This window comes from Tenacibaculum sp. IB213877 (assembly GCF_034043975.1).
GTDB lineage: Bacteria > Bacteroidota > Bacteroidia > Flavobacteriales > Flavobacteriaceae > Polaribacter.
On the sequence record NZ_JAXCHH010000001.1, the window covers coordinates 477,250 to 492,536 of the forward strand.

16 protein-coding genes are annotated in these 15,287 nt (G+C 29.3%); 9 read left to right on the forward strand and 7 right to left on the reverse strand.

Going from position 1 to position 15,287, the window contains the following annotated elements:
• Positions 1–7: 7 nt before the first annotated feature.
• The 4 genes from SLH33_RS02025 to SLH33_RS02040 form a co-directional block, all read right to left on the reverse strand.
• A complete protein-coding gene (locus SLH33_RS02025; RefSeq protein ID WP_320417393.1) occupies positions 8–784 on the reverse strand; it encodes an RMD1 family protein in 777 nt (258 codons plus the stop codon).
• 1 nt (position 785) lies between these two features.
• On the reverse strand, positions 786–1,727 hold the full coding sequence (gene speB / locus SLH33_RS02030) for an agmatinase (protein WP_320417394.1): 942 nt from the start codon (positions 1,725–1,727) through the stop codon (positions 786–788).
• Positions 1,714–3,114 (reverse strand): arginine decarboxylase, encoded by a 1,401-nt coding sequence (locus SLH33_RS02035; RefSeq protein WP_320417395.1) that lies wholly within the window; start codon positions 3,112–3,114, stop codon positions 1,714–1,716. Before SLH33_RS02035 ends, speB begins: the two co-directional genes overlap by 14 nt.
• 393 nt (positions 3,115–3,507) lie before the next feature.
• Complete coding sequence (locus SLH33_RS02040) at positions 3,508–4,014, reverse strand: mechanosensitive ion channel domain-containing protein (RefSeq protein ID WP_320417396.1); 507 nt, start codon at positions 4,012–4,014, stop codon at positions 3,508–3,510.
• 158 nt (positions 4,015–4,172) lie between these two features.
• Here SLH33_RS02040 and SLH33_RS02045 point away from each other — a divergent pair, with 158 nt between their 5' ends.
• From SLH33_RS02045 to corA, 3 genes are read left to right on the forward strand one after another with little or no spacing between them, the layout of a single operon-like run.
• A complete protein-coding gene (locus tag SLH33_RS02045) occupies positions 4,173–4,598 on the forward strand; it encodes a TerB family tellurite resistance protein (protein WP_320417397.1) in 426 nt (141 codons plus the stop codon).
• An 11-nt stretch (positions 4,599–4,609) separates the two neighbouring features.
• Positions 4,610–5,005, forward strand: a complete 396-nt coding sequence (locus SLH33_RS02050) for a hypothetical protein (RefSeq protein WP_320417398.1) — start codon at positions 4,610–4,612, stop codon at positions 5,003–5,005.
• A gap of 1 nt (position 5,006) precedes the next feature.
• Positions 5,007–6,086 (forward strand): magnesium/cobalt transporter CorA, encoded by a 1,080-nt coding sequence (gene corA / locus SLH33_RS02055; RefSeq protein WP_320417399.1) that lies wholly within the window; start codon positions 5,007–5,009, stop codon positions 6,084–6,086.
• Positions 6,087–6,098: 12 nt separating this feature from the next.
• On the opposite strand, the gene SLH33_RS02060 is transcribed toward corA, so the two are convergent.
• Positions 6,099–7,661, reverse strand: a complete 1,563-nt coding sequence (locus SLH33_RS02060; protein WP_413818254.1) for a DEAD/DEAH box helicase — start codon at positions 7,659–7,661, stop codon at positions 6,099–6,101.
• Between the two features lie 60 nt (positions 7,662–7,721).
• On the reverse strand, positions 7,722–8,120 hold the full coding sequence (gene ytxJ / locus SLH33_RS02065) for a bacillithiol system redox-active protein YtxJ (RefSeq protein ID WP_320417401.1): 399 nt from the start codon (positions 8,118–8,120) through the stop codon (positions 7,722–7,724).
• 164 nt (positions 8,121–8,284) lie between these two features.
• Between ytxJ and clpB the strand changes: the two genes are divergently transcribed.
• Together clpB and SLH33_RS02075 are read left to right on the forward strand one after the other, a co-directional pair.
• On the forward strand, positions 8,285–10,891 hold the full coding sequence (gene clpB, locus SLH33_RS02070; RefSeq protein ID WP_320417402.1) for an ATP-dependent chaperone ClpB: 2,607 nt from the start codon (positions 8,285–8,287) through the stop codon (positions 10,889–10,891).
• Between the two features lie 75 nt (positions 10,892–10,966).
• On the forward strand, positions 10,967–11,470 hold the full coding sequence (locus SLH33_RS02075; RefSeq protein ID WP_320417403.1) for a phosphoglycerate mutase family protein: 504 nt from the start codon (positions 10,967–10,969) through the stop codon (positions 11,468–11,470).
• A 77-nt stretch (positions 11,471–11,547) separates the two neighbouring features.
• Here the strand turns inward: SLH33_RS02075 and SLH33_RS02080 are convergent, their stop codons facing one another.
• Positions 11,548–12,177, reverse strand: coding sequence for an OmpW/AlkL family protein (locus SLH33_RS02080; protein ID WP_320417404.1), 630 nt, complete (start codon positions 12,175–12,177; stop codon positions 11,548–11,550).
• A 152-nt stretch (positions 12,178–12,329) separates the two neighbouring features.
• Here SLH33_RS02080 and smpB point away from each other — a divergent pair, with 152 nt between their 5' ends.
• Genes smpB through SLH33_RS02100 form a run of 4 tightly spaced genes read left to right on the forward strand, consistent with a single transcriptional unit; the run spans position 12,330 to position 15,261 of the window.
• Entirely contained in the window at positions 12,330–12,788 is a 459-nt protein-coding gene (gene smpB / locus SLH33_RS02085; protein ID WP_320417405.1) for an SsrA-binding protein SmpB, read from the forward strand.
• 5 nt (positions 12,789–12,793) lie between these two features.
• Complete coding sequence (locus tag SLH33_RS02090; RefSeq protein ID WP_320417406.1) at positions 12,794–13,690, forward strand: hypothetical protein; 897 nt, start codon at positions 12,794–12,796, stop codon at positions 13,688–13,690.
• Complete coding sequence (locus tag SLH33_RS02095) at positions 13,677–14,258, forward strand: Maf-like protein (protein ID WP_320417407.1); 582 nt, start codon at positions 13,677–13,679, stop codon at positions 14,256–14,258. The genes SLH33_RS02090 and SLH33_RS02095 overlap by 14 nt, the downstream gene beginning before the upstream one ends.
• A gap of 52 nt (positions 14,259–14,310) precedes the next feature.
• Positions 14,311–15,261: a transketolase family protein gene (locus SLH33_RS02100; protein WP_320417408.1), complete on the forward strand. Its 951-nt coding sequence runs from the start codon at positions 14,311–14,313 to the stop codon at positions 15,259–15,261.
• The last annotated feature ends 26 nt before the right edge of the window (positions 15,262–15,287 follow it).

Sequence of the window (15,287 nt, forward strand, 5' to 3'; positions counted from 1 at the left end):
GTATTTTTTAAATTAATTTTTCAATAATTACTTGAACCACTTCAAAAAGGATTAAAATAATGATAATCCATTCTAGCATACTGCTGTATTTGTGCTGCATAATGTCATTAAAAAGATCTAGGTTTTCTTTGATAATGTTTAAACTGTTTTCTATACCTTGATGTCTTTTTACTACATCTAACTCATCTTTTAATTTATAATCTAAGGCAGACAAATCTTTATTGCTCCAAGCTAAATCTGGCGAATCAAATACAAATAGATCTTCTGCTATGTTATTTTTTAAATTCATAGTTCTACCAATAAACTTTCTCATTTGTAGTTTAGAAAGTTTAAAGCTACCTGTTTTTTCTAATTGTTTTGAATATACCAATGTTTTGTCATGCAAGTCTGATGTTTTGTTAACATAGTTCATCAAAGCAACAGACTGTGCTAAATTTAACATGATTATGTGTGCTATATTATCATCTAAGGTTGTTACATGAATAACTCCAAAATCAACTTCTATTTTTGTATCAATTATAATCTTATAACTTTCTGATGGTAAATCATTTAAAGACTTTGGTGTTTCTAATAAAAAATGAATGGTTTCAGAAATAAAATTATCTTCACAGTTAATAAATACTAAACTTCCGTAATCTTTAATATATAAATATGATTGTTCATTAATTAAATATAGTAAAAACGAATGTTCACGTTTTATTAACGTATGTTTATCAAATTTCTTTCGGATTAAATTTAACTGTAATCTTGTTTCTAAATGATATGCTTTAGCCGATAAAATCATATTAATAATCTTCGTCTAAATCATTTTTAAATTTAGATAGTTGACTAAAAGGTGAATCGTCTTCATCTTCGTCAAAATCTTCATCATTTTCAGATAAAAACTTATAGCTAAGCATTTTATAGTATAATTTTGCTGCTAAAAAATCTGATGATTTTTCTTGTTCATTAGGACAAAGTTCAACTATATCAAATCCAACTACGTTTCTTTCAGTAAAAACTTTACGTAAAAACTCTAAAGTTTCATACCAAAATAATCCTCCTGGTTCTGGAGTACCTGTACTTGGCATAATTGAAGGGTCTAACGCATCTAAATCAAACGTAATAAATACATTGCCTGTAACTTGATCTAAGACATCATCTATCCAATCTTCATTTACAGCCATATCATGTGCAAAAAACACTTTATCTTCATTCATTACAGTTCTTTCAGATGCATCCATACTGCGAATGCCTACTTGAACTAAATTTGTGTTTTGACTTGCTTCATATACCGCACAAGCATGATTGCATTTTGTGCCTTCATACTCTTTACGTAAATCTGCATGTGCATCAATATGTAAAACGGTTAGGTTTTGAAAACACTCATTAAACGCTCTAATACTTCCAATAGAAATAGAATGTTCACCTCCAAAAAGTGTTACAAATTTATTTTTGTTAATATACTTTTTAGTTGTTTGATGTACAGCTTCTACCATTGCTTCTGGTGATGAATTCTCTGTAACTGCATCAGCTAAATAAACTCCTTCTTTGTATACTTCTGATTTTGTTTCTATATCGTAAAGTTCCATGTTTTCAGAAGCGTTTAAAAAAGCTTCTGGTCCTTTATCTGCTCCTTTTTGCCAAGTGCTTGTTCCGTCATAAGGAACTGGAATTAAAACTACTTTTGCAGTTTCTAATTTTGCGTATTTTTCAGGAATTCCTGCGTAAGTTTTACTCGTTTTCATAACCTAAAATTGAAAGTAATTCTTCACTTTTTTGTTGTTCTTTAAATAATTTGGTTGTAATTTCTCCGTTTTCGTTTTTATCTATTAAAATGTGTTTTGGATTTGGTATTAAACAGTGTTGTAAACCTCCAAAACCTCCTATTGTTTCTTGGTATGCACCTGTATTAAAAAAACCAATATACAATGGTTTATCTTTCTCGTAAACAGGCAAATAAATTGCATTAATGTGTTGTTCTGAATTGTAATAATCATCACTATCGCAAGTTAAACCACCTAACAAAACACGTTCATATTGTCTATTCCATTTATTAACTGGAAGCATAATAAAACGTTTGTTAATTGCCCAAGAATCTGGTAAAGTGGTAATGAACGATGAGTTAATCATATTCCATTTTTCACGGTCGTTTTGTTTTTTCTGATACAAAACTTCGTAAACAGCCCCACCCGACTCTCCTACTGTAAAGCTTCCAAACTCTGTAAAAATATTTGGCACATCTACTTCGGCAGTTTGACAAGCAGTATTAATTTGATTGATAATTTCTTCAACCATATACTCATAATCATAGTTAAATGCTAGTGAGTTTTTGATTGGAAATCCTCCACCTATATTTAAACTATCTAATGTTGGACATATTTTTTTAAGGCTGATATATACCTTTAAACATTTTAATAATTCACTCCAATAATATGCATTATCTTTAATACCAGTATTGATGAAAAAGTGAAGCATTTTAAGCTCTACTTGTGGATTTTCTGCTATTTCTCTTTCGTAAAAAGAGACAATGTTTTTATATCCAATTCCTAGTCTGCTGGTATAGAATTCAAATTTTGGCTCCTCTTCAGAGGCAATTCTAATTCCAACTTTAAATTTACTTTTTGTCTCATCTAAAAGCAAATTTAGTTCTTCATAGTTATCTATAATTGGAATACAGTTTGTATGCCCTCCATCAATTAAACTTGCAATGTTTGCTATGTATTGATCACGTTTAAATCCGTTACATAAAACATAGGCATCATCTTTAAGTTTACCTGATTTTTTTAAGGATTTTACAATATCAATATCAAATGCTGATGATGTTTCTATATGAATATCATTTTTTAAAGCCTCTTCTAAAACATATTTAAAATGAGAACTTTTTGTACAGTAAGAATAATGATATTTTCCTTTATAATCAAGCTTTTCAATGGCTGTGTTAAACCAGTTTTTAGCTCTGTTTATATTTTCTGATATCTTTGGTAAGTATGTAAACTTAAGTGGAGTTCCGTATTGTTCTACCAATTCCATTAAATCAATATCATGGAAAAATAAATTACCGTTGTTGGTTTCAAACTCTTCTTGAGGAAAATCAAAAGTTTGCTCTATTAAATCTTTATATTTAGTATTCATTTTTTATTATATACAAGAATTTATTCTAAAAAGTGATAGAAATACTATTCTACCTTTTTAAATATTAAATTTACTATAATTTTTATAGTATGGTTTTATAAATAAAATGAATAATTTAGACTCTAAGAGCTAAGCAATCTCCGCACTGCTTGTAAAAATTAAGCAGTAGTGAGCTAAAAGTGTAAGTAAAGGAAGAAACCTTAATTTTTTCGTTGTGTTTCCAAAACACTAAACAACTCTCTATCTTCCCTTGAAAGCTGTTTACGAAATAAGTAAAACCTAACATTCAACTTATATAATAAGATGGCGTAAATGTAAACTATTTTTTAAAACAATTATTTTTTTTGAAAAAAAAAATAAAAAAAATAATTAACTGAATATAAGTTACTTAAATTACTTTTTGGTTTTTATTAGCTCTACTCCTTTGTATAAAATAATAGTATTAGGTATGGTAATCTCTCTATTTCCTTCTGTTACTCTTAGCAAAACATAAAACCCTGTAATATTTTTTACTTCTCCTGTTAAATCAAATTCTTTATCTAAGATTCTAATAGTATCACCTATTCTTACAGGGTGATAAAAAAATAAAATAATGCTTGCTGTTAAATTAGATAGAATAGACCATTGTGCAAAAAAACCCACACCTAATACAGCTAATATTGAAGAAGCAAAAACTGTTAATTCTTTTACACTAACACCTAAAATTACTGGTATGGTTAGTAAAAAAATAGTGTAGTAAAACAAATAGCAAATGTTTAATATAAGCCTTCTTCTATGTGGTTCAATAGCATTCTTAACAATGTAAGATTTTGTTATTCTTTTAGTTAAGTTTATGGCTACAATTAAACAAACAAACAAGTAAAAAACAAATGCATATTTATGTGCTATAACTTCTAACATTATTTAATCTTTTTAAGCAAATGTAGTACTAAAACCAACATCAATAGCAAATTTAAAAATAAATATCTTGTCTTATTGTATTAAAAAATTGAGTACCTTTAGCCTAAGTATTTACTTCAATTTTCAATATAAAATCATAAAATTTAAAACTTTTAATTATGAGTATTGTAGACTTATATGAATCTAGCAAACATCGTAATAATGTTGCTCATTTTTCAGCAATTGTATGTTTAGCTACTATTGATGGTCAAATTAATGAAGAAGAACAAAAAGTAATAGATAAGTTTGTAAAAAAACTTGATATAACACCTACCGAATATGATGAAATTATTAAAAACCCTAAAAAATATCCGGTTATACCGCAAAACACTTCTGATAATAGATTAGAAAGATTGTTAGATCTTTTTAAAACCGTTTATTCAGATCATACTATGGATGATACTGAATTGAAATTAATTCAGAAATATGCTATTCAATTAGGTTACCCAGAGGAACGCGCAAATGAATTAATTCAGAAATCTGTTAAATTATTTAGCGGTAAAATAGATTTTGAAGAGTATAAAGCAATATTAAAAATCATTTAAATATTCATTTCATGATTCCATTAGCAAATAAGAAATTATTCAATGAAAATTTAGCTCATTTGTTTTATGCTGTAGCTATGGCAGATAAAAGAATGGATACTGATGAAAAGAAAAAAATTGTGTCTATAGTAGAAAAAAACTGGATTGATAACACCAACAATCAACAAAATAAAGAAGCAATTTACCAAACTATTAGAGAGTTAATACAAGAGCATGTTTCATCTGAAGAAGCTTTTAACAAATTTAAATTATACGTAACAGCAAATAAAGAACTTTTTACAAACGATTTATCAAAAAGAATTATCAAAGCCTCTCATAGTATATGTGAGTCTTTTGCTAATAAAAATAAATCAGAATTAATATTGCTGGCTAAAATTCATAAATTGTTACTTACCAACGGCGCATAATATGCAAACACTAAAAAAACCTCGTTTTTTTATAAAACAATCTAACACTGCAGGTCAAGTACCTGGTAAGCTTATTTTTGTTGGAGAACAAAAACAAGAAAAAGTATTTATAGAATTAATAGCCTATAATGAAAAGGATTATGTAGAAACTTCATTAACTTCAATTGAAGAAGCTTTTCAGTATAAAGAAAAGTTTAAAAATGTTTGGATAAATATTGATGGTTTACACGATACTAAGCTAATTAATAATATAGGAGCTCTTTTTAGCATTCACACATTATTATTGGAAGATATTGTTCATACAGGTCAAATACCGCGAGTTGATATTGAAGAGAACTATATTTTTACGGTTATTAAAATGCTAAGTTTAAGCAAACATACTCATGAGCTAAATGCTGAGCAAATTTCTATGTTTTTAACCAAAGACTTCCTTCTTACATTTCAAGAAAAAGATGGAGATGTTTTTGAACCCGTTAGGGATAGAATCAGAAACAATAAGGGCAGAGTAAGAAAATTTGGCTTAACTTATCTTAAATACTCTTTATTAGATAACATTGTAGATAATTATAATTTTTTAATGGAGATATTTGGGGCAAATGTTGAAGAATTAGAAGATAAGATTTTATTACAACCAAATAAAAGAATTCTAAAAGAAATTAATAGAAATAAAATAGAACTTAACTTTTTTAGAAAAGCTATTAGACCTGCAAAAGAAGCTATTTTATCTTTTAAGCATTTCAAAACAGATTTAATTAACAAGGAAGAGCAATTATTTTTTAATGATTTGAACGACTCTAGTCAGCGTGCACATGATTCGGTGGAAAGTTATAAAAACATGCTAAGCGAACAGTTAATTGTATATTCTACAAACGTCAATAACAGGTTAAATGACATTATGAAGATATTAACCATATTTTCAGCAGTATTCATTCCTATTACTTTTATTGCAGGTATTTATGGTACCAATTTTGAATATATTCCTGAACTAAAAGCTAAAAATGGTTATTTTATTATGTGGGGTTTTATTATTGCTATTGCTTTAACAATGCTTGGATACTTTAAATATAAAAAGTGGTTTTAAAACCACTTTTTATTATTCTTCTATAGGAGGATGTCCAAATATTTCTTCATAAACCTCGTCAAAATTATTTCTTAAATAAGAATGTAATTTTTTTCGGTAATCATCCTGTAACCAGTCTATAAAATTATGTGTTGATTTACAAATGCACTTGGAATATCTATGAATTCTATCATCTATATCACCTCCTAGTTTTTTTGCTAAAATTAAAGCATCAAATACATCTTCACTATTTTCTATACACATTTTAGCATGATGCTCTATAGATCTTTCTAATACTTTTTTTGAACTTTCACCTGATTGAATGGCATCAATGTATACTTTTTTAACATCAAAGTATAAATCTTCTTCTTTAGTGTTGGCAAACTCTTCTTTTACATCAGCAGGAAGCTCATATCTAAAATTAGATTCAATTTCATCATCTGACAATAAATTATCTAAATAGAAATTTGGTGCTCTAAACATACGTTGCCAATCTAAATCAGCTCCCCACGGTCCAAATCTGTGAAAATTATTTCCTAAATCAATTACATTAAACTCAGATTTTCCTGGTAGAATTCTTGATCCCCTACCAATCATCTGGTAATATAGCGTTAAAGATTTTGTTGCTCTATTTAAAATGATTGATTTTACCGAAGGTTCATCAAACCCAGTAGTTAAAATACTTACCGAAGTTATGATGGCATTTGGTGTTTTTTTGAACCATTTTAAAATTAAATCACGCTCTTTTTTTGTATTTGTATTATCTAAATGCGCTATTGGGTAGCCTGCACGTTTAAATGTGTCAAATACGTGTAATGAGGTATTGATACCATTATTAAAAATAAGGGTTTTAGTTCCTTTTGCTCTTTCTTCATAAGCTTGTAAAAGTTTAGAAAGCATATCTGTATTTGTATACAAATCTTCTGAAGATTTAACTGTATAATCTCCATTTGCCCCTACTTCTAAAGAAGTTAAACCTACATTATAAGAATAAATATTAGCTTTTGCCAAATACTCATTTTCTATTAAAGCATTAATAGTCTCTCCAACAATTAATTGATTATAATTATCTTTCATTGGTAATTTAATATTAGAGCTCAACGGTGTTGCCGTTACTCCTAAAATGAAAGATTTATCAAAAAATTTAAAAAGCTTGGTAAAAGAATTGTAATGTGCCTCATCAATAATTACTAAACCAACATCAGAAATATCTAATTTATCATCATTTAAACGGTTGTTTAGTGTTTCTACCATGGCTACAAAACAATCAAATTGATCTTGATCATCTAAACTTGCTTTACTATCAATAATTTTGTTTTCAACATTGAATTCTCTAAGCATTTTCGCTGTTTGCTTACACAACTCAATCCTGTGCGTCATTATTAACACCTTCTTATTATAGTGTTTTAAATACTGACGTGCAATTTCAGAGAAAATAACGGTTTTACCTCCTCCCGTTGGAAGTTGAAATAATAGATGGTAGTCTTCAGGGGCATCTTCAAAACTCTTAAAAATTTTGTTCAATGCTTCCTTTTGATAATCGTATAAACTTTTTCCTGGTTTGTTTTTTGCTACTGTATTGGTGCTCAAATCAATTCTTTTTTGAAGAATACAAAAATACGACCTATTTAAGGAAAAGCCTGAGAAAATCTAAGATTATTTTCCAAACTTATCCACATTAAGTTGTGAAATATCATAATGAGAAGCATGTTCAACCACTTCTCCATTTTTAATAAGTAATAATTGAGGTGATTGATGCATTACCTGATATTTCTCTTCAATTTTATTAGAAATATCTCTGTAATTAAGCAAATCTAAATAGTAAAATGTATTACTTAATTGATTATTAGAAACCATTTTTTCAAAGTTAGACAGTACAGTTTTACTAATAATACACCTGGTTGAATGTTTAAATATTCCCACCAAATTATTTTGTGAATCTTGATCCACTTTTTCTAATTGAGCCACATCTGTTAACTTAACCCAGTTAACTTTAACTGTATTTTCAGGTATTTCCTGTTGCTTCTCTCCTTTTTTAAATATATTTTTAAACATACTTTTAATTATATTTCGTTATCTGTCGTTATGATTACAATTTACTTTCAAACAAGTCAAAAAGTCAGCAAACAACCTTAAATTAAAGACAATTTGACTGTTTTACAAACCTTATACTACATGGTATTGAATTTGACTCTTATCAAATAAAAAATAAAATTAATATGAATTTTAACAATTTTACCATAAAATCGCAAGAAACTATACAAATGGCGCAGCAATTAGCGCAAGGTTATAGTCACAATCAAATAGAAAATGAACACATTTTCAAAGCTTTGCTGCAGGTTGATGAGAATGTTCTTCCTTTTATATTGAAAAAGTTAAACATAAATATAGAAATTATTCAGCAAATTCTAGACAAGCAATTAGAAAGTTATTCTAAAGTTTCTGGAGCTGAAATAATGTTGTCGAGAGAGGCTAACAAAACATTAACAGAAGCTTCAATTATTGCTAAAAAAATGAAAGATGAATATGTTTCTACGGAACATATCATTTTAGCAATTATAAAATCAAAAAGTGCTATTTCACAAGCTTTAAAAGACCAAGGAGCTACAGAAAAAGGTGTTGAGAGCGCTATTTCAGAGCTTAGAAAAGGTGACAGAGTTACTTCTCAAAGTGCAGAAGAAACCTATAATGCGTTAAATAAATATGCTAAAAACCTAAACCAATTAGCATTAGACGGAAAATTAGATCCGGTTATTGGTAGAGATGAAGAAATTAGACGTTTGCTTCAAATTTTATCTAGAAGAACCAAAAACAACCCTATTTTAGTAGGTGAACCCGGTACTGGTAAAACAGCTATTGCTGAAGGATTAGCGCATCGTATTATTAGAGGTGATGTACCCGAAAATTTGAAGCAAAAACAAATTTACTCATTAGATATGGGAGCTTTAATTGCGGGTGCAAAATATAAAGGTGAATTTGAAGAGCGTTTAAAATCGGTAGTTAAAGAAGTTACTACTTCTGAAGGCGACATTGTACTTTTTATTGATGAAATTCACACTTTAGTAGGTGCTGGAGGTGGTCAAGGCGCTATGGATGCGGCCAATATTTTAAAACCTGCTTTAGCTCGTGGTGAGTTAAGAGCTATTGGTGCCACTACTCTAGATGAGTATCAAAAATACTTTGAAAAAGACAAAGCATTAGAGCGTCGTTTTCAAAAAGTAATGGTTGATGAACCCGATACCGAAAGTGCAATTTCAATTTTACGTGGTATAAAGGAAAAATACGAAGCTCACCACAAAGTACGTATTAAAGACGAAGCTATTATTGGCGCGGTGGAATTGTCGCAACGTTACATAACCAGTCGTTTTTTACCAGATAAGGCCATCGATTTAATGGATGAAGCTGCCTCTAAATTACGTATGGAAATCAACTCTAAACCTGAAGATTTAGATGTTTTAGATCGTAAAATAATGCAGTTAGAAATTGAAATTGAAGCTATTAAACGTGAAAATGATGAAGTTAAAGTAAAATCTTTAAATGCAGATTTAGCTAACTTAAAAGAAGAACGTAATGAAATCAATGCTAAATGGCAATCAGAGAAAAACGTGGTAGATACCATTCAGCAACTAAAAACTGATATCGAGAATTACAAGTTAGAAGCTGATAAAGCGGAAAGGAATGGTGATTACGGAAAGGTTGCTGAGTTACGCTACGGTAAAATAAAAGATGCTCAAGAAGAATTAGAAAAGCAACAAGAATTGTTAGCAAATCAACAAGAGCATTCTTTAATAAAAGAAGAAGTTACCTATGATGATATTGCAGAAGTTGTTGCTAAATGGACAGGGATTCCTGTAACTAAAATGTTACAATCTGAACGTGAAAAATTACTCCGCTTAGAAGATGAACTACACAAACGTGTTGTGGGTCAAGAAGAAGCTATTGAAGCTGTTGCAGATGCTGTTCGTCGTTCAAGAGCTGGATTACAAAATGCAAAAAAACCAATTGGTTCGTTCTTATTCTTAGGTACAACCGGTGTTGGTAAAACAGAGTTAGCAAAAGCGTTGGCAGAATATTTATTTGACGATGAAAATGCCATGACTCGAATTGATATGAGTGAATACCAAGAACGTCATGCAGTAAGCAGACTAGTAGGTGCTCCTCCAGGATATGTTGGTTATGACGAAGGCGGACAATTAACTGAGTCTGTTAGAAGAAAACCGTATTCAGTAGTATTGTTAGATGAAATTGAAAAAGCACATCCAGATACATTCAATATCTTATTACAAGTATTAGATGAAGGCCATTTAACCGACAATAAAGGTAGATTAGCTGATTTTAAGAATACTATTATTATCATGACTTCAAATATGGGAAGCCATATTATTCAAGAGAAGTTTGAAAATTTAAAAGCAGATATCCATACCACCATGGAAATGGCTAAAACTGAAGTTTTAGGCTTATTAAAACAAAGTGTAAGACCTGAGTTTTTAAATAGAATTGATGATATAATCATGTTTACTCCGTTGTCTGAAGATAACATCAAACAAATTGTAGAATTACAATTAAATAGTGTTAAAAAGATGATCGCTAAACAGAACATCACTTTAGAAGCTACAGATCAAGCAATTGAACACTTAGCCGAAAGAGGTTATCAACCCGAATTTGGTGCTAGACCTGTAAAAAGGGTAATTCAAAAAGAAGTGCTTAATCAGCTTTCTAAAGAGATCTTAGCTGGAAAAGTAACAAATGATAGTATTATACTATTAGATGCCTTTGATGGAGAGTTAGTTTTTAGAAATCCATCTAATTTAGTAGAAAACGAATAATTTATTATAAATTTCTAAATAAAAAACGATGCCGTTTCGCATCGTTTTTTATTTTTGTCGAAAATTAATATTAATATGAAGAATTTTTGCTTTATCCTATGCGTGTTGTTTTGTTCAATAACAACTTTTGCACAAGACAATGATCAAGTAACCACTTATTACTTAATTCGTCACGCAGAAAAATCTACTTTTAATCCTAATGATACCAATCCAGTATTGAGTTCAGAAGGAATTAATCGTGCAAAAAAATGGGCTGATGTTTTTGCTCATGTTAAGTTAGATGCAGTATACTCTACTGATTATAACAGAACAAAACAAACAGCAAAACCAACTGCAGATAGTAAAAAGTTACCCGTTTTTAAATTTGATGAAACTAAAATGTATGATCCGGCTTTTAAGTATAACACTACCGGTTCTGCTGTTTTAGTAGTAGGACACAGTAACACTACTCCACAATTAGCTAACATGATTTTAGGAAAAGAAGAATTTCCTAATATTGATGAGAATAATTATGGTAATTTATATATTATTACTGTTACAAAAGAACGTACCACTAGTTTATTATTAAAAATAAATTAATAAAGTTTTTATAATTAAAAAAGACCGCTCTAGAGCGGTCTTTTTACTTTAGTACAATGAATGAAAAAAAAGTGTTGCTAGAATTTCATACCTACACCAAAACCAATTAAAAGAGGATTAATGTCTACATCTGCAGGCACTACTGCTCCAGCATCTACGGTAACATCTGTAGTTAGCATTACATACTTAGCGTCAAGGTTTAAAAACCAGGTATCATCTAAATCATAATCAAAGCCTAATTGAAAAGCATATCCAAAGGCATTGTCGTATTCAACATCAACTACCGCTCCCGGATCCACATCATAAAATATTGTATAATTAACCCCTGCTCCTACATACGGTCTAAAATCATTTATATTAAAATGGTATTGCAACGTTAATGTTGGAGGTAATAACCAAACAGAACCTAAATCTATATCACCTAAAGCTGTTTGCACTGCTTTTACGTCATGTTTGGTAGTACCTAAAATTAATTCTGCAGCAATGTTTTCAGTAAAAAAATAGGTGAAATCTAATTCTGGAATTAAACGATCACTAATTTCAATGTCTCCACCAATAGCTTCAATAGTTGCTGATTCTTGTGGTAGAACGGTAACAAATCTAAAGCGCGCCTGCCATTTATTGAAATCTGTAGATTCTTTTTCTTGAGCAAAACCACTATTAAAAAAAGCGAACCCTAATGCTAAACCTAGTATAATTTTTTTCATGTTTTTTTATTTACGTTTGTTTATAATTACTTAGCAAAATTATGAGTTCATTTCTCTGAAAATGGTGATAAAAGTCATAGTTTCTAACTTTTGTTATTTGTAGAACTAAGAGTTTCATAATAATTTCTTAAAGTGTATTTTTGTCAATATTTATGCAAAAGAACATTAACATACAAAATAAAAAAGCTCGTTTTGAATACGAGATTTTAGATAAATACGTAGCAGGCATTCAGTTAACCGGAACCGAAATAAAATCTATACGTCAAAGTAAGGCCAGAATTACAGAAAGTTTTTGCGAGTTTAATGATCGTGGAGAACTTTTTGTGGTTAACATGTATATTGAAGAATATGCTTTTGGCCATCATTACAATCACAAACCAAAAAGTGAACGTAGATTACTATTAAATAAAAGAGAACTTAAAAAGTTAGAAAAGGAAGTAGAATCAAAAGGAAATACCATTGTACCTTTACGTTTATTTATCAATGAAAACGGTTGGGCAAAATTAGAAATAGCCTTAGGTAAAGGGAAAAAAACTCATGATAAACGCCAAACAATTAAAGATAGAGATAGTAAGCGTAATTTAGATAGAATAAAAAAGCAATTCAAATAAAGCAAATGCTTAAAGACCTTCGTAAAATTATAGCTTGGCAAGACTTAATATCTATAATTTTAATCCTTTTTTTTATAAAGATAAGTTTTCTAGAAAGCTTTGCTTTTGAAACCTCTCTAACTTATTATGGTTTATTCATATTAATAATAGCTTGTACTTTTATTGTATCTGCAGGTTCTTTCATTAACTACTATTATAAAAAAGTAAAAGACCTTACTTTTTTCAGCAAAAAACAACTTCTATATGCATACTTTATCTTAGCATCTGCAGGAGTTTTACTTGGAAGCTATATATCTTTAAATATTGATAAACCTTTTTTTATATTAGTTTTCTTTTTTGCAACTGTTAGCACTGTTTGGTTTGCTAAAAATTCATACCCAAAAACCATTTTAAATAATATTTTTCCATCTTTTATAAAATCTAGTAGTTTTATATTAATCTGGTGGATGGATTCTCCTATTTCATTAAATATGGTACAATGGGAAATATTTTTAAAAATAGAGGTTTTAATCATTTATTTTATAGCTATTTCATTTATAGGGAATTTTATTCGTAGTGTCATTATCGACTTGAAAAATTTTAAGTTTAATAGGAAAAAGAATGAAGAAACCTTACCTGTAGTTTTTGGAGAGAAAGCCGCAAAAAAAATTATTATAGTTATGGCTTATAGTGTTACTTTTTTAACTCTAGCCTTAATCTTATATTTAAGAAAAAGTATATTTTCTGCATTAGTTATTTTTATTTTTATGATAGTTCCTCAAACTTTATGCATAAGAAAACTAATCAAATCAAAAACCGAAAAAGATTATTCTAAACTAATAAAAGGATTAAGTATTATACTCTTATTAGGTGTTTTAGCTATTCCTTTAATTTCATATTTTATAAAAGATGTTATCCTCTAAATTAGCTAATTATAATATTATTCTAGCCTCTGGTTCTCCAAGAAGGCAGCATTTTTTAAAAGACTTACATATTGATTTTGAAATTCGAGTAAAAGAAGTTGATGAAATCTATCCAAATCATTTAAAAGGTATAGAAATTACTGATTATTTAGCCACATTAAAGTCTAAACCTTTTGAAAATGAACTTACCGAAAAAGATATCCTTATAACCTCTGATACTATTGTTTGGCATCAAAACAAAGCATTAGGAAAACCAAAAGACTATGATGAAGCTTTTGAAATGCTATGGCAATTATCAGGCAAAACTCATGAAGTTATTACATCTGTCTGTATTAAAAATAAGAACTTTCAAAAAATAGTAAACGATACTACAATTGTAGAATTTAAAAAACTAAGTAAAGAAGAAATAGATTATTATATTACTAATTATAGACCCTATGACAAAGCTGGTGCTTATGGCATACAAGAATGGATAGGAAAAATAGGAATTAAAACTATAAAAGGAAGCTATTTTAACGTAGTGGGGTTACCTGTTCATAAATTATATGAAGAATTGATGAAATTATAATTTACAGTCATTTTAAAAAGTTTATTTTTGACTGATTTTTTACAACACAACAATGAAAAAATACACATACACAGAAAAAAAAGACACGAGGTCAGGTTTTGGAGACGGTTTAACAGAATTAGGTAAAAAAAATCCTAATGTAGTAGCACTTTGTGCTGATTTAACCGGTTCTTTAAAAATGAATGCCTTTGAAAAAAATCATCCAGAAAGATTTTTTCAAGTAGGTATTGCAGAAGCAAACATGATGGGAATTGCTGCAGGTTTAACCATTGGAGGTAAAATTCCTTTTACAGGTACTTTTGCAAACTTTTCAACAGGTCGTGTTTACGATCAAATCCGTCAATCTATTGCCTATTCTAATAAAAACGTAAAAATTTGTGCTTCTCATGCAGGATTAACTTTGGGTGAAGATGGAGCAACACATCAAATTTTAGAAGATATTGGTTTAATGAAAATGTTACCAGGTATGACCGTTATTAATACCTGTGATTACAATCAAACTAAAGAAGCTACAATTGCTATCGCAGACCATCAAGGACCAGTTTATTTACGTTTTGGTCGTCCATCTGTACCTGTATTTATGCCAACAGGGGAATTTAAAATTGGAAAAGCAATGAAATTAACTGAAGGATCAGACGTTACTATTGTTGCTACTGGTCATTTAGTATGGGAATCATTACAAGCTGCTGAAAAACTAGAAGAAGAAGGCATTTCTGCAGAAGTTATCAATATACATACTATTAAACCTTTAGATGAAGAAGCTATTTTAGCTTCAGTAGCTAAAACAGGTTGTATAGTTACTGCTGAAGAACATAATAAGTTTGGAGGTTTAGGAGAAAGTGTAGCACGTTGTTTAGCTCTTAACACCCCTACTCCTCAGGAATTTGTAGCTGTTAACGATACATTTGGAGAATCAGCAACCCCAGCAGAACTGATGAAAAAATATAAAATTAATGACGAAGCAGTTATTGAAGCTGTTAAGAAAGTTATTAAAAGAAAATAAACGGCTTAAAAAGCCGTTTTCTTATT